The sequence below is a fragment of the Neoroseomonas oryzicola genome (assembly GCF_012163135.1).
GTDB lineage: Bacteria > Pseudomonadota > Alphaproteobacteria > Acetobacterales > Acetobacteraceae > Neoroseomonas > Neoroseomonas oryzicola.
This window is the reverse complement of the sequence record NZ_JAAVUP010000002.1, coordinates 899,064-918,335: the sequence shown is the minus strand read 5'-3', so window position 1 is coordinate 918,335 and position 19,272 is coordinate 899,064. Positions and strand designations below refer to the sequence as shown.

Genomic DNA, 19,272 nt, shown 5'->3' with positions numbered 1-19,272 from the left:
CGCCATGCCGCACGACCTGATCAAGACGTCCCGCGAGGGCGTCGTCGCCACCGTCCTCATCGACCGCGAGGACAAGCGCAACTGTCTCGACCTGCCGATGTGGATCGCGCTGGGGGAGGCGTTCGACGCGCTCTCGGCCGACGAATCCCTGCGCGCGGTGATCGTGCGCGGCGCCGGCACCGAAGCCTTCTGCGCCGGGGCCGACATCTCCGCCTTCGCGCGCGAGCGCGGCACGCCGGAACGCGAGGCGGTCTACGGCAGCGAGCTGCACAACGCCTTCCACGCCATCCGCACTTGCATCCATCCGACCATCGCCGCCTGTTCGGGCTGGACCATGGGGGGCGGCTGCGGCATCGCGACCATGTGCGACTTCCGCATCGGGTCGGAGGCCACGCGGATCGGCATCCCCGCGCGCAACCTCGGCATCTACTATGCCTTCGAGGAGATCGACCCTATCCTGCAGATCTGCGGCTATGCCGTGACCGCCGAGATCCTGATCGAGGGCCGCGTCTTCAAGGGCGAGGAGGCCTTCGGCAAGGGCCTGCTGTCGCGCCTGGTGCCCGACGGCACGGTGCATGCGGAAGCCGCGGCGCTGGCCGAGCGCATCGCGCAGGGCTCGCCGCTCTCGGCGCGCTTCCACAAGTATGCGATGCAGAAGCTGCGGGGCGCGCAGCCGATCAGCGCGGCCGACCGCGAGCGCGAGGGTTCCTTCGCCTATACCGAGGACTTCCGCAACGCGGCCGAGGCCTTCCTCGCCAAGCGCAAGCCGGTGTTCCAGGGGCGCTGAGGCGCTCACCGCTCCTTTACCTCCGGCGCGCCAGGATGCGCGCCGGATGACAGCGATCCGCCACGACCTCCTCGAGCGTTTCGGCACGGCGGCCTACCAGCCGGCGACCTTCCTCGACCGCGGCGTGACGGTGCCTTTCACCACGCCCTTCCTGCTCGGCGCGCGCATCCGCCCGACCGAGACGCGATCGGGGCTCGAACTCGTCATCTCCAACCCCGCCGGTGGGCGCGGCTTCTACATCGTCCCCTGGGCCGCGATGCCCGAGGTCTGCTCGCCCACGCTGCATGACCGGCGCCTGTGGCAGCGGCTGTCGGACCAGACGGCGGTGACACCCTCCCTGGTGCGGGAGACAGCGCGCGCCGTCGCGGCCGAGGGCCTGGCCGGGCGCGCCGCCGCCGCCGCGGTCGCCGAGGCGCGCGGGGCCGAATCCGCCGCCCGGATGCGCGCGAACTTCCTGCTGCTGCTCGACCTGATCCGCCGCACCGAGACGCGGGAGGAAGCCGCCATTCCCCCGCAATCCGACACGCCCCAGAACATCGAATCGCGCGCCCGCCGCGCCGTGGCGCGCTTCGCCCCGCGCATCGGCGTCAGCGCCGAAATCGTCGCCGCCTGGCTCGAGGCGCTGGCCGCCGCCTTCTGCGGCGTCGGCGTGCCGGGCGACCGCACTGTCTCGCGCACCCGCGCCTTGGTCGCCGGCCTGCGCCGCATGGTCGAGGAGATCGAGCTCTGGATCGCCCAGAGCCCCGATCCGGGCGAACAGCACGCGGCCGTGCTCGTCACCGACGCGGCGAAGCTGACGCTGCATTGCGCGGACGCCGCCTTCCGCGACCTCGACGGGCTGCTGTCGGACACGCCCACGCTGCTGCGCGCCTGGCGGGAGGACGCAGCACCGCTCGGCCGGCGCGCCACGCGGCCGGACTGGCTGCTCGATGGCTGGCAGGTGATCTGCGAGTTGTGGCGCGACGCCGAGCCCGACACCCGCCCCGGCGCGCTGTGGGAAATGGCCCTCCTCGCCCCCGTCATGCCGCGGGAGGTCGAGGACTGGCTCGGCGTCACCGAGGATTGGGACCGCCCGACCCGCCTGCGCCGCCTGGTCCGCGCCAATGAGGATTGGCGGAGCGGCCGCATGATCGAGATCGTCGCGCGCAATGAGCGCCTCCGGGCGCGGGCCGCATGAGCGGAGCGAACGCCGCCGAGCAGCGTCGGCTGACCCACGCCGTCGCCGCGGCCTCGGACGAGGCGCTCGCGCGCGTCGTCGCGGTCTTCGACCGCATGGCGGACCGGCGGGAGGCCGACCGGCTGCTCGACGCCGCGCGGCCGCGCCTGCGGCGGCTGCGGCCGCCGCGGCCGATCTCCTTCGCGCGGTTGCTCTTCCTGCCGCTCGACGGCGCCATCGTCGATCCGCGCGCCTGGAACCGGAAGGAGGGGACGCTGCCGCGCAGCGCCCTGCTTCCGATCGGGACCGCGATGCAGGAGGCGCTGGGCGCCGAGGCCGCCGCCATCGAGGAAGTCTTCGCCGGCGCAACCTTCGCCGATGCCGCCGCGATCGAGCGCGCCGGACGGCGGCTGTGGCGTGCCGCCGCGGCGGCGGCCGTGGCGATGCCGCCGCAATGGGAGGCGAGCGGCCTCGGCCCCGCCGATTTCCGTCATTGCGCCGCGCTGTCGGCCGGCGTCTGGCGCCACGCCGATGCGCTCTGGGCCGCGCTGGCCCTCGCCGCCGAGGGCCCGCCCGAGCCGATGGTCCGCGACGCCATCGCCGCCGCCGCCGGTGAGGACCCCATGGTGATCGAGGCGATGATCGCCACCATCCTGCTCAAGGCCGCGCGGCCCGGCACCGTCGCGGCCGCCGCCGCGGCATCCCGCGCCGCGCCGCCGGGCAGCGCGGAACGCGTGCTCGACCGCTGGCTCGAGGGCTGCACGCCCGACCTGCCGGCGGGCGATGCGGCCGGCGCCGCCCGCCTCGCGGAAGCCTTCGCCGAGGCCATCGAGGACCTCGATGCCTCCCCGATGGTGCGCCGCCCCGAACGCCGCCAGCGCGTCGCCGCGCTGCGCCGCCAGGTGGACGAGGCCTGCCGGGCCGCGTTCGTCGACGCGACGACTCAAAGCCTCATCGAGCCCATGGCCCGCAACGCGGGGCGCATCGACGACGGCGCGATGATGCAGATCGAGCGCACGGCGCGATCGATCCGCCGGCTGGAACAGGCCGGGCGCGCCCTGGGCGGCGCGACCGCCTACGACGCCGCGCTGCGCCGCGTGACGGACGCCTTCGGCGCGCTGCGCGCCGCGCCAGGGGCGAACCCGGCGGACCTTGCCAGGCTCACCGAGATCCTGGCGGGTCCCGAGGCGGCGCTGCGCCTGCTCGACGGCTGATCAGATCGGGCAGACGCCGCCGGCGCAGGCCAGGTGCGCCATGTCCAGCGCCTCATGCAGCGCGGGGTCGCGGATGGCGGCGACGATGGCCTGGAACTCGGCTTCATCGACCTCTTCCTCCGGCAGGTATTCGTAGCCGAGCGCGGCATCGGGCGCCGAGGGCAGCACGGCGCAGCAGCGCACCTGCGGCTGGTGCGTCAGCAGAATGTCGCGGAAGGCCTCGAGGTCGTGCCGGTCGGTATAGACCTTGAGCGTGTAGGAGATCTGGTTGCCCCGCTCGGCGCCGATCCAGTGGCGCTCCATCAGGGACAGCCAGCGATACTGCTCCTCCGGGCTGGCCTCCGGCGCGGTCTTGAGCCGGTCGCCGAGGCCGAGCCGCTGGATCAGCGGCAGCGTCGGGAAGCCGACGATGCTCATGCCGGGGAAGGATCGCAGCGTGCGCACCGGATAGCCGCGCGCCTCGTAGTCCGCGAGCAGCGGATCGGAATCCGGCAGCCAGTTCCCGGACTCGCCCTTGGTGCCCTTGAACTGCACCCAGCGCAGGTATTGACGCCGGGCCGGCAGATGCGCGCCCTCGGTCAGGCCGAACAGCTTCGAGGTTGTGCCGGCGGGCTTCACCGTCGTGACGGTGAAGGGCCGCACGCGGCCGAGTTCCTCGGCATAGGCGTCGGCTTCCTCCTTCGCGGCCTCCGAGAAGCGCGCCAGCGCCTCCCAGAACGGCGCGGCCTTCGCCTCGTCGAGCAGGTCGTCGAAGCCGAGGCCGAAGCGGGCCCAGGCCCATTCGTGCAGCCCGGTCGGCCCGATGCCCATGCGGTTGGTCCGCCGCACCTCCTCGGCATAGAGCGCGTCCATGGAGTTCGCCCGCATCAGGAAGCGCACGCCGAGGCGCACGGCATCCTCCACGCGGTTGTCCCAGTCCGCGGCCATGGCGTCGGGCATCACGCCCGGGATCACCGTCGCCGGATCGATCGGGCAGGCCAGCAGCGGCGCGAAATCCGCGATGACGCAATAACCGCCGGTGACGTGCAGGACGATCTCGCCGCAGGGGTTGGTGGTGCAGGGGAAATGCGCCTCGGCCGCGCGGGCCGCGAGGTCGGCCAGCAACGCGGAGGCATGGTCCACCTGGTAGCGCGCCGAGCGCACGTCGCGGCCGTCATGGTGCACGGGCTTCTCCCGCGCGCGGCCGGTCCGGTGGTCCTCCAGCATGTCGCCGTTGATGAAGCCGGGCTCGCCGTTGACGAAGGCGCAGCGGGTGACTTCCTCGAAGACCTCGAGCGCGCGCTTGTCCTCGGCGCGCGCGGACCCGGCGCGGGCAGCCTGCACACCGCGCCAGAAGGCGGCATCGACCATGACGGAGTTGTTCGCCGTCCAGAGCCCGCCTTCGGACTTGGCGCGGATGAAGCGGATGATGCCCGGGTCGCGCCAGTTCTTGGTCGCCATGCGCGCGGCGCGGCGTGCACCGCCGACCTGCACCTCGACCGAGAGGTGGTGGTCGACCAGCATCGCCTGTTCCCAGGGTTCGGCGAGGCGTCCGTCGCGCGCCGGGGCGATGACATCCCGGCGGATCGCCATGAAGGCGCGCATCAGCGACAGAGGCCCCGAGGCCGGCCGCCCCTGCATGCCGCCGATCGGCGCGCCGCGCGGGCGGATGGCGGAGAAGTCCAGCACCAGCGTGCGGCCGCGCGCGCCTTCGAAGGCGAGGCTTTCCAGCCGCTCGATCGCCTTGGCCCAGCCTTCGCGGCTGTCCTCGATGGCGTGCACGATGGCGCCCGCCGGCGCATCGGCAGTCGAAGCGAGCCATTCCTCCGCGATGAAGCGTCGCACGGCGGCCTCGTCGAACGCCGCTTCGCCGGTGCCCCAGGGCAGCAGGCCGAATTCGGTGCCGAAGCGGTGCAGCGCCGCGCGGTCGCTCGGGAAGTCTGCATGGTCGGGCGAGAGGTGCAGCACCACGTCCGGCGCCTGCGCCCAGTCCACCGCGACCAGTGCGTCGTCATACGCGCGCCCGACGCCCGACCCGTTCAGCAGCAGGTAGAACTTGGCGAAGGAGGCGATCGCCGTCGCGCAGTTGGTGAAGACCTCCATGTTGCGGCTGGCCTGCTGCGCATCGCCATGCTGCAGGTGGCGACCGGAGGTGATCAGCGCGCCGGTCGCGATGGCGTTGCGCAGGCGGGCGCGTTCCGCGACCTCCCGCGCGCCCAGCGGACGGCCGAGCAACGACATGTTCCCTTCCGCGACACGGTCGGCGACGCGGCCGAAGCATTCGGCATCCTCAGGGCGGAAGACGGTGCGGCGGGCGACGGCCAGGCCCATGCCGGCATCGAGCGGGCGCGGCGTCAGCGGCGCCTCCCCGAAGGCGCCCCCGGGCAGCGGCCGCACCATCCCGTTCGGTGCCAGACGGGCACCGGCCTGCATTCCATCCATCGCGACATTCCCCTTCCGGCCGCGTCGCCCCTCCGCGTCGCGCCGGCAGGACAAGTGGTATCAGGAATGCCACTTCGTTGCCACTAGATGTTGTGTGTCCCAGGCCAATCAACCGCTAGGGATGGTTGTCACGCGGGAATCGCGGGGGCAGGCCGCGTTCGCGCCTGCCCCTCGCGGAAATCAGCCTCGCACCAGGGGGCAGCCGCCTTCGGAGAGCGGACGGAAGGCTTCCTCGGCCGGCACCGTGGCGCGCAGCTTGTAGAAATCCCACAGGCCGCGGCTATCCTCGGGCTTCTTCACCTCGAAAAGGTAGGCGGGGTGGATCTTGCGCCCGTCCTCGCGCACGCGGCCCGGTCCGAAGGCGTCGTCGTCGGTCGGCATGCGCTTCATGACGTTGATGACCTCGATGCCGCTCGCCTTGGCCCGCGCGGCGCCGACCTCCATCACCGCCTTGAGGTAGTGGATGCAGCAGGAATAGGTCCCCGCGTGCTCCTGGCTCGGCATGTTGTCGGGCGTGCGGCGCAGGATGCGCTGCGCGAGGCCGCGCGTGCGGTCATTGAGGTCATGGTAGTAGACCTCGCTCAGCAGCATGCCCTGCGCGGCCTCGAGCCCGATGCCGCGGATGTCCTGCACGAACATGATCATGCCGGCGAGCTGCTGGCCGCGCCGCGTCAGCCCGAATTCATGCGCCTGCTTGACGCAGTTCACCATGTCGGCGGCCGCCATGCCGAGGCCCACGACCTTCGCCCGGCTCGCCTGCGCCTGCAGCAGGAAGGAGGAGAAGTCCGACGTGCCGGGGAAGGGATAGCGCGCGCTGCCCATCACCCGCCCGCCGGCCTTCTGCACGAACTGGCCGGTGTCGCGTTCCAGCTGGTGGCCGAAGGCGTAGTCGGCGGTGATGAAGTACCAGGAATCGCCGCCCGCCCGGACCGAGGCGCCGCCGACCACGTTGGCGAACATCCAGGTGTCGTAGGTCCACTGGATCGTGTGCGTGCTGCACTGCGCGCCGGTCAGCGCGGAGCTCGCCGCGCCGGACGTGAGCTGGATCTTGTCCTTCTCCTTCACCAGGTTCGCGACGGCGAGCGCGACGGCGGAATTGTTCGTCTCGCAGATCATGTCCACGCCGTCCTGGTCGACCCAGCGGCGGGCGAGGGCGAGCGCGACATCGGGCCGGTTCTGGTGGTCGCCCTGGATCACCTCCACCCGCAGCCCGCGCTGCGCGACGCCGAGGTCCTCGGCCGCCTGCTGCGCCGCCGCGAGGCTGGTCGGCCCCGAGGTCGACCGGTACGGCCCGGAGAAATCGGCCAGCACGCCGATGCGGATCACCTGGTCGCGCGCCTGCGCCCAGACCCGGCTGGTCGGCGCGATCGCGGCGGCACCGGCAGCGGCGCCCCCTGCCAGGACCTGGCGGCGGTTGAATGCGGTCATGAACGTTCCTCTGCTCGCGCCGGGACTTGCTGCCCCTTGCTTCTGCGGACCGCATGCTGGCCGCGCGCGGGGCGCCGATGCAAGGGGGCGGGGTTCCGCCGCGCGCCCGCCCGGTCCATGATCGAGCCATCACGTCTTCCTGTTCGGGACCGATCGACCATGGCGCTGCGCTGCGACCTCATCATCCGGGATGCGACGATCTTCGACGGCACGGGGGCGCCGCGGCAGCGCGGCGACGTCGGCGTCACCGGCGACCGCATCGTCGCGGTCGGCGACCTCGGCGGCTACAGCGCCGACCGCGAGGTGATCGCGAACGGCAAGGCGCTCGCGCCGGGCTTCATCGACGCCCATACGCATGACGACCGCGCGGTGATGTGCGGGGCGGAATGCATGACCTGCAAGATCAGCCAGGGCGTCACGACCGTCGTCGTCGGCAATTGCGGCGTCTCGCTCGCCCCGGCGCGCTTCGCCTCCCGCCCGCCGGCGCCGCTCGACCTGATCGGGGAGGATGGCTGGTGGCGCTTCGACAGCTTCGGCGACTACGCGCATGAACTGAAGAAGCGCGGATCGGAGGTGAACACCTACGCCCTGGTCGGCCACCAAACGATGCGCGTCGACGTGATGAACGGCGACGTCATGCGCCCGGCCAAGGATTCCGAGATCGAGACGATGCGCCTCAAGGTGCGCAACTCGCTCGCCGAAGGCGCCTCGGGCTTCTCGACCGGCCTCTACTACCCGCTGAACATGCATGCGCCGACCGAGGAGGTGATCGCGGTCGCCGAACCGCTGCGCGCCTATGGCGGCATCTACGTCACCCACATGCGCGACGAGGCCGACCGCGTCTGCGCCTCGATCGAGGAGACGGCGAAGATCGGCAAGCGCGTCGGCGTGCCGGTCTGGATCAGCCACCACAAATGCTCGATGCCCGAGAACTACGGCCGCTCGACGCAGACGCTGGCGCTGATCGACGCCTACACGCAGTCGCAGGACGTCTTCTTCGACATGTACCCCTACCCGGCCGGGTCCACCGTCCTGATGCCGGACCGCCTGCGCGACGACGTGAAGGTGATGATCACCTGGTCCGTCCCGCATCCGGAGATGGCTGGCAAGTACCTCTCGGACATCGCGCGCGGCTGGAACACCGACATCCGGATGGCGGCCCAGCGCCTGCTGCCGGCCGGCCAGGTCACGTGGCAGATGGACGAGGAAGACGTGCGGCGGATCATGGCGCATCCGTCCTCGGTCATCGGCTCGGACGGCATCCCGCACGATGCGCATCCGCATCCGCGCCTGTGGGGCACCTTCCCGCGCGTCCTCGGGCTCTATGCGCGGGAGCTGCGCCTGTTCAGCCTCGAGACCGCCATCCACAAGATGACGGGTCGCACGGCGTCCCTGTTCGGCATGATCGACCGCGGCGTGATCCGCGAGGGCGCCTATGCCGACCTGGTGCTGTTCGACGCCGACACCGTCATCGACAAGGCGACCTTCGAGGAACCGAAGCAGGAAAGCGCCGGCATCGAGGAAGTCTGGGCGAACGGCGTGCCCACCTTCGTCGCCGGCAAGGGCGCGACGGGGGAAAAGCCGGGACGGCTCGTCACGCGCAATCGCGTCTGACGGAAGCGCGGGGGCCCCGCCCCCGCGCAGCTCCTCCGGGTCGCCGCCGTCAGTCGACGATGCGGAAGATCGCCTCGATCTCGACCGGAATGCGGCCGGGCAGCGACATCATGCCCACGGCCGAGCGTGCATGCCGGCCATTCTCGCCCAGCACGGCGACGAACAGGTCCGAACACCCGTTGATCACCTTCGGATGGTCCTCGAAGTCGATGTCGCTGTTCACCATGCCGAGCACCTTCACGGCCTTCAGTCGCGCGAGCCCGCCTGCGCCCGCCGCGGCCGTCGCCAGGAGGCCGAGCCCGATCATCCGGGCATAGCCATAGGCCTCCTCGATGCTCATCTCAGAGGGCACCTTGCCGCGCACCTTCACGCCATCCGGCCGCCGCGGGCCCTGGCCCGAGGTGTAGACGAAGCCGCCCTCCACCCGGTAGGGCACATAGGTCCCGATCGGCTGCGGCACCGGCGGCAGCGTCAGTCCCAGCGCGGCGAGCCGCTGTTCGGGGGTTTCGTTCGACATCGCGTCCTCCTCAAACCACCATCGCATGCGACACGTGCATGGGCGGTCCGGCAAGGTCGCATATTAATGTCAGTATTACTGACATAAAATCACGGCATGGAATCCCTGGCCCCGCTGCTCGCCTTCGCCGTCGCCACCTCCATCACGCCCGGGCCGAACGTGCTCATGGTCGCGGCTTCGGCCGCGAACAACGGCGTGCGCGCGACGGTGCCGCACATGATCGGCATCGCCTTCGGCTTCGCGGCCATGCTGGTCATCGTCGGCCTCGGCCTCGCCGCACCCTTCGCCGCCTGGCCCGCGCTGCACATCGCGCTGAAATGGGGCGGCGGGGCCTGGCTGCTTTTCCTCGCATGGAAGATCGCGCGGGCCGGCGCGCCGGGGGAAGGACCGCCGCGGCCGCCGCTCGGCTTCATCGGCGCGTCCCTGTTCCAATGGGTCAATCCCAAGGCCTGGATGATCGCGATGGCCGCAATCCCTGCCTTCACCACCCCGTCCGGCGACACGCTGACCGAGACGCTGCGCATCGCCGCGGCCTTCGTCCTCGTCGGATTCCCCTGCACGCTGGCCTGGGCCTGGCTCGGCGCCGGCGCGGCGAGCGTCCTGCGCGCGCCCGCGGCGCTGCGGACTTTCAACATCGTGATGGCGGCGCTGATGGTCGCCTCGATCGTTCCGGCCTTCCTCTAGACGGCGCGCCCCCCTACCCTCCGCGCCCCTGCGGAGAGGAGAACGCCCATGCGCCGCCTGACCCTGGCCTTCGTCCTGATGGCCTCGACCGCCCTTGGGAACGAATTGCCGGTGCGCAGCGTGACGCTCTCCTCCGCGGGCCTTGCGCAGATCGAGCGCGCCGGCGAGGTCGGGCCGCAGGACAGCGTGACCTTCCGCGCGCCGACCGAGGACGTGGACGACCTGCTGCGCAGCCTGATCGTCGTGGATACCGCCGGCACGGTGGAGGGCCTGCGCCTGCCCGCCCGCGACCTGGCCGGCGAGGCCTTCCGCGGCCTGCCCCTGCGTCCCGAGGATTTCGAATCGCGCACCCGCCTGTTTGCCGCCCTGCGCGGCCAGGAAGCCGAGGCCGGCGGCACCCGCGGCCGCATCGCCGACGCATCCGAGGTCACCGCCGGCCTGCGCCTGTCCCTCATCACCGAGCGCGGCCTTGTCACCGTGCTGCTGCGCGAGGGCGACGAGGTGAAGCTGACGGACGCCGGCCTCGCCGCGCGCGTCGCACGCGCGGCCGAGGCGCTCGCCGCCGCCCGCGCCGCGGACGAACGCGCGATCGAGATCCGCCTGCGCGCCGACCGCGCGCGCACGGTCGCGGTGCTCTACGTCGCGGGCGCGCCGCTGTGGAAGCCCTCCTACCGCCTGCTGGTGCCGCCGATGGGTGCCACCGGCGGCAACGCCCAGGCGCGGCTGCAGGGCTGGGCGGTGGTCGAGAACGCCTCGGGCAGCGACTGGGACCGCATCCGCCTCGCCCTCGTCTCGGGGGATGCCGCGGCCTTCCGCCAGCCGATCTACGAACCGATCACCGTGCCGCGGCCCGAACTGCCGGTGCGCGTGGCCGGTGCGGTGCAGGTGCGCCCCGACACCGGCGCGCGCCCGGCCCCGCCGCCGGCGCCGCTCATGGCCGCGCCCGCGCCGCGCGCTGCGGCCGAGATGAGCGCCGCCGCGCCCCAGGCCGCGCGCCTGGCCGATGGCGGCGACGCGCGCGGCCGCATCGGTGGGGGCGCCCCGGCCCAGCCGGCCACCGCCGCCACCGCCGAGGCCTCGGCCGGGCGCGTCGCCTTCGTGCTCGCCGAACCCGTCACCATCCGCAGCGGCGAGACGGCGAACGTCCCCTTCCTCGATGTCCGCCTGCCGGCCGAACGCATCTGGTGGATCCAGGACCTCTCGGCGCGGAACCCGCTCAACGCGGTTCGCATCCGCAACGCGTCGCAGAGTGCGCTGCCCGACGGCCTCGCGACGGTCTACGGCCTCGAGGGCCCGGAGGCTGGCGTCTTCCTCGGCGATGCGGAGATCCGCGCCATGCCCGCGGGCGATGGCCGCATCCTCGCCTTCGCGCGCGATCGCGACGTGCAGTACAGCCAGTCCTCCTCGACCACCGAGCGGGTGACGCGCATCCAGCTGCGCCGCGGCTTCGTGGCCATCGACCTTGCGCGCAGCGAGGAGACGGCGATCGCGATCGACCCGCGCGGGGCGCGGGGCACGCTTGTCATCGACGTGCCGCGGCGCCCGGGCGCGACGCCGCGCTTCGCGACCGTGTCGGAAGGCGATTACGGCCTGCGCTTCGAGGCCGCGCTGGACGGCACGACGCAGACGATCCGCCTGCCCTTCGAACGCGCGGTGCGCCAGGACGTGCCGCTGTGGGACACCGGCCTCGGCGAACCCGTGCTGCTGCGCTGGCAGCAGTTCGACATCGAGCAGAACCTGCGCCGCCTGCCCGGCGGCCCCGGCACGCTCGAGCGGCTGCAGGAGATCCTCGGCCGCGTCGCCGACGGCACGCCGGGCAAGGAGGACCTCGCCAGCGTCGTCACCGCGATGCAGGAGCTGCGCCGGCTGCTCGACGATGCGCGGATGAAGGCGCGGGCCTATCGCACCGCGGACCAGGCGCTGGACCGCGCGCGCAAGGCCGCCGAGGACCGCACCGGCGCCGAGCAGCAGGAGGCCCGCCGGCGCCTGAACGTCGCGAGCCGCGAAGCCGAACAGGCCGGCGCCGCGATGGACCAGGCCTGGGAGACCTGGCAGCGCGCCGTCATCGCCCTGCTCCAGCGCGGCACCTGACGGTCACGGTTCCCAAAGGCCTTTCGGCCTTTGGCGGGGAGGTCCGGAGGGGCGGCGCCCCTGCGCGTCCCTACTCGGGCTGCGCCCCGGAGATCCGCACCATCTCCGCCCAGATCGGGCGTTCCCGCTCGAGCCGTTCCGCGAGTTGCTCCGGCGTCGTCCCGAGCAGACGCGCCCCCATCCCGATCGCGCGCTGCTGCAGCGCCTGGTCGGCGAAGGCGGTGCGGATTTCCTGCGACAGGCGGTCGATCATCGCGCGCGGCGTGCCCGCCGGCGCCGCCCAGAGATGCCACGGCCCGTAGGACAGCCCCGCAAAGCCGGCCTCGGCCATGGTTGGCACGTCCGGCAGGCCCGGCCAGCGTTCCCGCGTCGTGACCGCCAGCGGCCGCATCCGCCCTTCCTGGATCACCGGCACGTAGGAGGCGAGGTTGTCGACGGCGATCTGGATGTCGCCCGACAGCATCGCCGGGATGGTCTGCGCCGCGCCGCGGAAGGTCACGTGCTCCGCCCGGATGCCCGCCTGCGCCATGAGGTAGGCACCCGACAGGTGGATCGTGGTGCCGACGCCCGAGGACCCGTAGCTGACCCCGTTCGGCCGCGCCTTCGCCCAGGTGACGAATTCCGCGACGGTGCGCGCGGGCACGTGCTGGGCGGGGACCACCGCGACATTGGGCAGGTCCCACATCGCGCTGATCCAGGCGAAGTCCTTGCGCGCGTCATAGGGCAGCCGCGTGAACAGCAGCGGGTTGATCAGCAGGTTGTGCATGCTGATCGTGCCGATGGTGTAGCCGTCGGGCGTCGCGCGCGCGATCGCCTCCGCCCCGATGTTGCCCGAGGCGCCGGACCGCGTCTCGACCACGAAGGCCTGGCCGAAGCGGGACTGCATCTGCTCGCAGGCGAGCCGCGTCATGACGTCGAGCGACCCGCCCGGCGGGAAGCCCACGATCACGCGCACCGGCTTGTTCGGCCAGGGCGACTGCCCCAGTACCGGTGCCGCGAGCGGCAGGCTGCCCGCGGCGGCGAGCAGGGTGCGACGGTTCATCATGGACGCGGCATCTCCTCGATTGGCCGGGACGGCTCGTAGGGCGGCCGGTCCTCGGGATGGGAAGGCTACATCATTCGGGCTGCACGCCGGCGGCACGCAGGATGGCGGCGCTGCGCACCATGTCCTCGCGCACGAAGGCCATCACCGCCTCGGGCGTCGCGTATTGCGGCTGCGGCTCGACGCCGAGTTCCCCGAGCCGCGTGGCCAGCCGCTCGGAGGTCGCGTTGAAGGCCGCGTTGAGCGTCGCGATCGCCGCGGGCGGCGTGCGCGCCGGGGCGAAGGTCGCGAACCAGGCGGCGATGGACCAGGCCGGGAGCCCTGCCTCGGTGGCCGAGGGCGTGTCCGGCAGGATCGCCGCGCGCGTCGGCCCCGCCACCGCGATGGCCCGCACCGTGCCGGCGCGGATGTGGCTGACGGCGGACGCGATGGGGTCGATCGCCATATGCGCGTCGCCCGAGATCACCGCCGCCATGGCCGGCCCGCCGCCGCGGTACTGGACCATCTGCATCTCGATCCCCGGCAGCGCGGCGCGGAACACCTCGGACGCCAGGTGGTTGCCGCTGCCGATGCCGGCCGAGGCAAAGTTGATCTTCCCCGAATTGGCGCGCAGCCAGGTGATCAGGCTGGCCATGTCGGTCACCGGTAGGCGGTTGTTCACCACCAGCACCTGCGGCACGCGGCCGTTGTATGCGACGGCCGCGAAGTCGGCGATCGGGTCGTAGGGCATCCGCGCCACGAGGCTGGGCGCGATGACATGCGCGTTGGAATGCAGCAGCAGCGTATGCCCGTCCGGAGCCGCCTTCGCCACGGAGTCGCTGCCGATCAGGCCCGCCGCGCCGCCGGCGCGATTCTCGATCACGACCGGCTGGCCCAGTTGCGCGGCCAGCGTTTCGGACAGCACGCGCGCGACGACGTCGGTCGCCCCGCCCGGCGCGAAGGGGACGACGATGCGCACGGGCCGGTCCGGCCGCCACGCGGCCTGGGCCCGGGCGATCGCGGGCGCGAACAGGCCCGCCAGCAACAGCGGGCGCCTTGTGATGTTCATTGTCGTCTCCTCCCTGTTGGCCGGCCCGGCCTATTCGGGCTGCACGCCGGCGGCGCGCAGGATGCTGGTGTATTGCTGCACGCCGTCGCGCACGACGCCCATGACCTTGTCCGGCGTGTCGAGCCCCGCGCGCGGCGCGACGCCCGCGACCTCGTTCAGCCGCGGCGCGCTCTGCTGGATCGCGGCGCGGAAGGCGACGCCGAGGGCGGCGACCGCCTCGGGCGGCGTGCCCTTGGGCGCGAGGATGGGGAAGAACTCCTCGAAGATCAGCCCCGGCAGGCCGGCCTGCGGCGCGCTCGGCACATCGGGCAGCGCCGCGCTCCGGTTCTCCGCCGCGACCGCGAGGGCGCGCAGCGTGCCGCCGCGGATCTGCCCGATCGAGGACGCCATGGTCGGCGTGCCGAACTGCGCTTCCCCGTTCACCAGGGCCGCGACGCCGGGCCCGCCGCCGCGGTAGTGCACCATCTCGAACTGCGTGCCGCTGACGCCGCGGAAGATCTCCCCGGCCAGGTGCACGCCGCTGCCGATGCCGGCGGAGGCGAAGTTGTAGCGGCCCGGATTGGCCTTGAGCAGCGCGACCAACTCAGCCGCGGTCTGCACGGGCAGGCGCGCGTTGACGACGAGCACATGCGGCGAGAAGCCGGCGATCGCGATGCCGACGAAGTCGTTGATGGTGTCGTAGGGCACGCGCGCCACCAGGGCGGGCACCGCCGCATGGGCACTGTTGATGAGGACGGTGTAGCCGTCGGCCGGCGCGCGGGCGGCAGCCTCCGCGCCGATGACGCTACCCGCGCCGGCGCGGTTCTCGACCACGACGGGCTGACCCAGGATGCCGCCCGCCGCATCGGCCAGGATGCGGCCGACGATGTCGTTCGACCCACCCGGCGCGAAGGGCACGATCAGGCGGATCGAGCGGTTCGGCCGCCACCCGGTCGCGGCCTGGGCCAGCGCAAGTCGCGGGGCGACCAGCCCGGCGGAGAGGGCAAGGGCAAGCGTTGCGCGGCGATCCGGCATCATGGACGTCTCCCTGGGTCACGGCTGTGACCCCTCCCGGACGGGGGGCGCACGCCATGCTTCTGGACCTTCCATAGCCCGAACAGTGCCCAAAGCCATCCCCCGCCATGGATCACCGGCCGGTCCCGCGCTATCGGAGGGGCAAGCCACAAGGAAACCTTGCCCGATGCCCACTGCCGCCGAGCGCCTGATCGCATTCCTCGCAGACCAGGGGATCGACCGCGCCTTCTGCGTTCCGGGTGAGTCCTACATCGCGCTGCTCGATGCGCTGCACGCTCATCCCAGGATCGACCTCGTCACCTGCCGGTCCGAGGGCGGGGCCGGCTTCATGGCGGTGGCCGACGCGAAGATGACCGGGCGGCCAGGCGTGGTGCTGGTCTCCCGCGGGCCCGGCGCCTGCAACGCCTCGATCGCCGTGCACACGGCCGAGCAGGACGCCGTGCCGCTGATCCTGCTGGTCGGCCAGGTCGAGAAGCGCGACCTGCGCCGCAACGCCTTCCAGGAGATCGACTACACCCGGATGTTCGGCGGCATCGCCAAATGGGTCGGCGAGGCGACCGAGCCGAACCAGGTCCCGGAACTGATCGCGCGCGGCTACGCCATGGCGATGCAGGGCGTGCCGGGCCCGGTGGTGATCTCCCTGCCGGAGGACGTGCTGGCCGAGCCCTGCACCGCGCCCGTCATGCCCGCGACGATCCCCGCCCCGGCCATCCCGGCGCCGGCGGAGGTCGCGCGCCTCGCGGCGATGCTGCGCACGGCGGAACGGCCGATCCTGCTCGCCGGCCATGCCTTCGACCGGCCGGGCGGGCGGGAGGCGCTGCAGGCCTTCGCCGAGGCCTGGCAGCTGCCCGTCGCGGTCTCCTTCCGCCGCCAGGACCTCTTCCCCAACGACCATGCGCTCTATGCCGGCGACCTCGGCCTGCGGAACCCGGACGCGCAGCGGGCGGCCTTCGCGGAGAGCGACCTCGTCCTCGCGCTGGGGACGCGGCTGACCGACATCACGACCCAGGGGTGGACCTGGCCCGCGCCGGGGAAGCGGCTGGTGCATGTCTGCGCCGAGCCGCGCTTCCTCGGCTGGCTCTTCCCAGCCGAGATGGCGCTCGCCGCCGACGCCCAGGCGCTGATCGCCGCCCTCGGCGCGGAACGGCCCGCGGCCCCGGCCGCGCGCGAAGCCTGGAACGCCCGCCTGCGCGCCATTCATGTGTCCGACACCGGGGTCCGCCCGGCGAACCACAATGACGGCGTCGCCTTCGCCGAGGTCGCGCGACGCATCGGCGAGATCGCGGCGCCGGATGCCATCATAACCCTCGATGCCGGCACCTTCGGCGCGCCCTTCTACCGCAAGGTGCCCTGGACGCCGCCGCAGCGGCTGCTCGCGCCCGTCTCGGGGGCCATGGGGTTCGGCGTGCCGGCGGGCGTGGCGGCATCGCTCCGCTACCCGAACCGCCAGGTGATCGCGGCGGTGGGCGATGGCGGGGCGCTGATGACGGCGGGCGAATTCGCCGTCGCCGTCGCGCGCGGCGTGCCGCTGAAGCTGCTGCTGTCGGACAACGGCACCTATGCCTCGATCCGCATCCACCAGGAGAAGGCGCACCCGGGCCGCGTCTCCGGCACGACGCTGGAGAACCCGGACTTCGTGACCTGGTGCTCCTCCTTCCGCGTGCCGGTGACGCGGGTGGACAGCAATGCCGACCTTCCGGCGCTCGAGGCCGCGCTGGCCGCGCCGGGCCCGGCGGCGATCGTGGTGCGGACCTCCCTCGCCGCGGTGCTGCCCGCGCCTGCCATGCGCGCGGCGGAATAGATGGCGCCGCTGCCGCCGCACCTGTCGGGACGACTGCCCGAGGGCGCGCGGCGGCTGCTCGTCGCCCGGCTCGGCCTGCCCTGGCCGGAGGCGCTGCTCTCCGCCGCCCGCGCCGCCGCCGATGCCGGGCAGGAGGCCGAGGCCGTCGCACTGGCCGAGGCCGCGCTGGACGAGGCGCCGGAGGACGCGGCGCACCGGCTGAAGGTCGCGCTGCTGCATGCGCGGCTCGCGCGCCCGGCGGCGGCGCGCGCGGTCGCCGCCCCGGCCTATGGCGCCGCGGCGACAGACCCGGTGCTGACCGACCTGCTCGGCATGACCGGCGACACGCTGCGCCGCATCGGTGCGGTGGAGGCCGCCGTCGACGTGCTGCGCCATTCCTGGCGCGCCAGTCCCCGACCGCTGATGCGGCGCAGCTTCCTCGACGCCGCGCTACCCGCCTATCGCCGCAGCCTGAACGAGGGCGCGGACACAGCGCTGCTCGCCGAAATGGCCGAGGCCGCCGCCGGCGCCATCGCGGAGATGCCGGAGCAGGCGCTGGCGGAACTCGCCCGCCTCGCCGAGGAAGCGGGGCGGGGCGACCTGCTGCGAACCCTCGGCGCCGCGGCGATCGCGGCCGGAGACAACCAGCGCGCCCGGCTGCTCGCCGCCATCGGGGAGGCTGCGCCGAACGAGGGCGGGCTGCGGCACCTCGCGACCCATCGCCCGGCGCGCGCGGGCATCGCCTTCGCGCTCGCGCACCACCTCGCGCCCGCCGATCCCGCCGCGCGGTTCAATGCCGGCTACGCGGCGCTGGCGGCGGGCGATCCGGACGCCGCCGCCGCCATCCTCGCCCCCCTGCCCGCGGCAGATGAGGCCGCGATGGCCGGCGCCGCCTGGCCGCGCTTCGGCGAACTGCCCTGGCCCTTCGCCCGCCCGCCCGCCGGCTTCGACGCGCTGCTGCCGGCGGGCGCGTCATGGCCGCGCATTCGCCTCGTCACACCCTGCTTCAATCCCGGCCCCTGGCTCGAGGAGACGATCCTCTCCGTCGCCGCCCAGGGCTACCCGGCGGTGGAGCACGTCATCGTCGACGCGGGATCGACTGACGGCACGGCGGCGCTGATCGCCCGCCACCGCCACCACCTGCACCACGTCATCAGCGAGCCCGACAACGGCCCCGCCGAGGCGATCTGCAAGGGCTTCGCCGGCAGCGACGCCGACCTGCTCGGCTGGATCAACGCCGACGACCTGCTCGCGCCCGGCGCGCTGCATCGCCTCGGCGCCGCCTTCGCGCGGGCACCGGAGGTGGACATCGTCCACGGTTCCTCCCTGCCCCATCGCGGGCGGCGCATCATCGGCCACCAGCGCCCACTCGCCGAGGGACCGGCCGGCTTCACGACCGAGGCGCTCGGCGACGTCTTCGGCCGCTGGGCGGAAGGCCGCTTCTTCCTCCAGCCCGAGGCGCTGGTCGCACGGGGCTTCTGGGAGAGGCTGGGCGGGCGGCTCGACACCTCGCTCGCCGCCGTCTTCGACTACGAGCTCTGGCTGCGCGCGGCGGCGGAACGGCCGCGCATCCTGCAAGTGCCCTGGCCCGCCGCCTTCTATCGCATCCATGCCGCGCAGCGGACGGCGGCGCGGACCGCGCTGGCCGACGAACAGGTCGCCGTGCGCGACCGCGTCGCCGCGCCCGCGCCCCCGCCCGCGCGGCAGGAGGCGATCCGCGCGCGGTTGCGCGGCGCGCTGACCCAGCATGGCCGCGCCGTGCGCTTGCTGCTGGTCGACGCCTGGTGCGCCGAGACCATCGCCCCCGCGGCGCGGGAGGAGGCGCGCGCCGCGCTCGCCGCCGAGGGCATCGCCCTAGACATCCGGGGCGAGCTGCCGGACCACGCCCCCGGCGCCGACCTGGTGCTGCGCCTGCTGCGCGCCCATGACGGCGCCGACTGGGTGGCGCCGCTGCGCGAGGCCGGCTTCCTCGGCCCCGTCATCGGCTGGCTGATCGAGGACGACCGCGACGCCTATGCCAATGCCGCGACGGCGCGCGGGCTCGATGTCGTCGTGCCGTCGCGCGCGACGCGGCGCAGCGCGCTGCTGCAGGACCGCGCCATCGTCCTGCCGGCGCTCGCCCCGCCCTGCGGGACGGTCTCGGCCGCGGATGCCGCCGGGATGCCGGCCGGGCCCGAGACGATGGTGGTGACGGATCGCGACGGCCTCGTGCGCGCCCTGCTCGCCGGCAGTGTTCCGGTCTTAGGCGCACCTGGCCTCGCGGCGCTGTTCACCGAAGAGGAGCGCCGGACCCTGCCGCTGCTGCTGCCGGGCGAGGCGCCACCACCGGAGAATGCAGACAGTCGCGCGCGCCGCCAGAGCCGGGGGCAGTCGCTGCTGCTCGCGCCGCGCCTCACCGCGCTGTTGCGGGCATCGCGCCACGAAGTGCTTCAGGGCACGTGAGCGAACGCAATGCGCAGGCCGGTTCGATCGTGTA

The 19,272-nt window shown here is 73.1% G+C and carries 14 protein-coding genes; 8 read left to right on the top strand and 6 right to left on the bottom strand.

What is annotated here, in order from left to right; genetic code table 11:
* Positions 1-4: 4 nt before the first annotated feature.
* Genes GWK15_RS10915 through GWK15_RS10905 form a run of 3 tightly spaced genes read left to right on the top strand, consistent with a single transcriptional unit; the run spans position 5 to position 3,157 of the window.
* Positions 5-787: an enoyl-CoA hydratase/isomerase family protein gene (locus tag GWK15_RS10915; protein WP_168041304.1), complete on the top strand. Its 783-nt coding sequence runs from the start codon at positions 5-7 to the stop codon at positions 785-787.
* Positions 788-833: 46 nt separating this feature from the next.
* Complete coding sequence (locus GWK15_RS10910) at positions 834-1,964, top strand: hypothetical protein (RefSeq protein WP_168041303.1); 1,131 nt, start codon at positions 834-836, stop codon at positions 1,962-1,964.
* Positions 1,961-3,157 carry a hypothetical protein gene (locus GWK15_RS10905; protein ID WP_168041302.1) on the top strand — a complete coding sequence of 399 codons (1,197 nt, stop codon included), beginning with the start codon at positions 1,961-1,963 and terminating at the stop codon, positions 3,155-3,157. The genes GWK15_RS10910 and GWK15_RS10905 overlap by 4 nt, the downstream gene beginning before the upstream one ends.
* On the opposite strand, the gene GWK15_RS10900 is transcribed toward GWK15_RS10905, so the two are convergent.
* Together GWK15_RS10900 and GWK15_RS10895 are read right to left on the bottom strand one after the other, a co-directional pair.
* Positions 3,158-5,578: a recombinase gene (locus GWK15_RS10900; RefSeq protein ID WP_245211520.1), complete on the bottom strand. Its 2,421-nt coding sequence runs from the start codon at positions 5,576-5,578 to the stop codon at positions 3,158-3,160. It lies immediately after the preceding gene.
* Between the two features lie 180 nt (positions 5,579-5,758).
* Positions 5,759-7,006 (bottom strand): ABC transporter substrate-binding protein, encoded by a 1,248-nt coding sequence (locus GWK15_RS10895; RefSeq protein ID WP_168041301.1) that lies wholly within the window; start codon positions 7,004-7,006, stop codon positions 5,759-5,761.
* 159 nt (positions 7,007-7,165) lie between these two features.
* On the opposite strand from GWK15_RS10895, the gene GWK15_RS10890 reads away from it, so the two are divergent.
* A complete protein-coding gene (locus GWK15_RS10890; RefSeq protein WP_168041300.1) occupies positions 7,166-8,620 on the top strand; it encodes an N-acyl-D-amino-acid deacylase family protein in 1,455 nt (484 codons plus the stop codon).
* 49 nt (positions 8,621-8,669) lie between these two features.
* Here GWK15_RS10890 and GWK15_RS10885 read toward each other — a convergent pair whose 3' ends face one another.
* Entirely contained in the window at positions 8,670-9,137 is a 468-nt protein-coding gene (locus GWK15_RS10885) for a RidA family protein (RefSeq protein WP_168041299.1), read from the bottom strand.
* A gap of 96 nt (positions 9,138-9,233) precedes the next feature.
* Between GWK15_RS10885 and GWK15_RS10880 the strand changes: the two genes are divergently transcribed.
* Together GWK15_RS10880 and GWK15_RS10875 are read left to right on the top strand one after the other, a co-directional pair.
* Positions 9,234-9,821, top strand: a complete 588-nt coding sequence (locus GWK15_RS10880; protein ID WP_168041298.1) for a LysE family translocator — start codon at positions 9,234-9,236, stop codon at positions 9,819-9,821.
* A 48-nt stretch (positions 9,822-9,869) separates the two neighbouring features.
* On the top strand, positions 9,870-11,912 hold the full coding sequence (locus GWK15_RS10875; RefSeq protein ID WP_168041297.1) for a BAR domain-containing protein: 2,043 nt from the start codon (positions 9,870-9,872) through the stop codon (positions 11,910-11,912).
* 70 nt (positions 11,913-11,982) lie between these two features.
* On the opposite strand, the gene GWK15_RS10870 is transcribed toward GWK15_RS10875, so the two are convergent.
* From GWK15_RS10870 to GWK15_RS10860, 3 genes are all read right to left on the bottom strand, one after another.
* Positions 11,983-12,957: a Bug family tripartite tricarboxylate transporter substrate binding protein gene (locus tag GWK15_RS10870; protein WP_168041296.1), complete on the bottom strand. Its 975-nt coding sequence runs from the start codon at positions 12,955-12,957 to the stop codon at positions 11,983-11,985.
* A 70-nt stretch (positions 12,958-13,027) separates the two neighbouring features.
* Entirely contained in the window at positions 13,028-14,002 is a 975-nt protein-coding gene (locus GWK15_RS10865) for a Bug family tripartite tricarboxylate transporter substrate binding protein (protein ID WP_168041295.1), read from the bottom strand.
* Positions 14,003-14,032: 30 nt separating this feature from the next.
* Complete coding sequence (locus GWK15_RS10860; RefSeq protein WP_168041294.1) at positions 14,033-15,019, bottom strand: Bug family tripartite tricarboxylate transporter substrate binding protein; 987 nt, start codon at positions 15,017-15,019, stop codon at positions 14,033-14,035.
* Positions 15,020-15,182: 163 nt separating this feature from the next.
* On the opposite strand from GWK15_RS10860, the gene GWK15_RS10855 reads away from it, so the two are divergent.
* Complete coding sequence (locus GWK15_RS10855) at positions 15,183-16,817, top strand: thiamine pyrophosphate-binding protein (protein ID WP_168041293.1); 1,635 nt, start codon at positions 15,183-15,185, stop codon at positions 16,815-16,817.
* The gene (locus GWK15_RS10850) at positions 16,818-19,238 is read left to right on the top strand and encodes a glycosyltransferase family 2 protein (protein ID WP_168041292.1); all 2,421 of its coding nucleotides are present in this window, start codon (positions 16,818-16,820) and stop codon (positions 19,236-19,238) included. It abuts the gene before it with no gap.
* The last annotated feature ends 34 nt before the right edge of the window (positions 19,239-19,272 follow it).

Bases quoted from the DNA above. Each gene is read 5' to 3' on its own strand.
- GWK15_RS10915 (WP_168041304.1), top strand. From the start codon at position 5: ATGCCGCACGACCTGATCAAGACGTCCCGCGAGGGCGTCGTCGCCACC.
- GWK15_RS10910 (WP_168041303.1), top strand. From the start codon at position 834: ATGACAGCGATCCGCCACGACCTCCTCGAGCGTTTCGGCACGGCGGCC.
- GWK15_RS10905 (WP_168041302.1), top strand. From the start codon at position 1,961: ATGAGCGGAGCGAACGCCGCCGAGCAGCGTCGGCTGACCCACGCCGTC.
- GWK15_RS10900 (WP_245211520.1), bottom strand. From the start codon at position 5,578: ATGGATGGAATGCAGGCCGGTGCCCGTCTGGCACCGAACGGGATGGTG.
- GWK15_RS10895 (WP_168041301.1), bottom strand. From the start codon at position 7,006: ATGACCGCATTCAACCGCCGCCAGGTCCTGGCAGGGGGCGCCGCTGCC.
- GWK15_RS10890 (WP_168041300.1), top strand. From the start codon at position 7,166: ATGGCGCTGCGCTGCGACCTCATCATCCGGGATGCGACGATCTTCGAC.
- GWK15_RS10885 (WP_168041299.1), bottom strand. From the start codon at position 9,137: ATGTCGAACGAAACCCCCGAACAGCGGCTCGCCGCGCTGGGACTGACG.
- GWK15_RS10880 (WP_168041298.1), top strand. From the start codon at position 9,234: ATGGAATCCCTGGCCCCGCTGCTCGCCTTCGCCGTCGCCACCTCCATC.
- GWK15_RS10875 (WP_168041297.1), top strand. From the start codon at position 9,870: ATGCGCCGCCTGACCCTGGCCTTCGTCCTGATGGCCTCGACCGCCCTT.
- GWK15_RS10870 (WP_168041296.1), bottom strand. From the start codon at position 12,957: ATGATGAACCGTCGCACCCTGCTCGCCGCCGCGGGCAGCCTGCCGCTC.
- GWK15_RS10865 (WP_168041295.1), bottom strand. From the start codon at position 14,002: ATGAACATCACAAGGCGCCCGCTGTTGCTGGCGGGCCTGTTCGCGCCC.
- GWK15_RS10860 (WP_168041294.1), bottom strand. From the start codon at position 15,019: ATGATGCCGGATCGCCGCGCAACGCTTGCCCTTGCCCTCTCCGCCGGG.
- GWK15_RS10855 (WP_168041293.1), top strand. From the start codon at position 15,183: ATGCCCACTGCCGCCGAGCGCCTGATCGCATTCCTCGCAGACCAGGGG.
- GWK15_RS10850 (WP_168041292.1), top strand. From the start codon at position 16,818: ATGGCGCCGCTGCCGCCGCACCTGTCGGGACGACTGCCCGAGGGCGCG.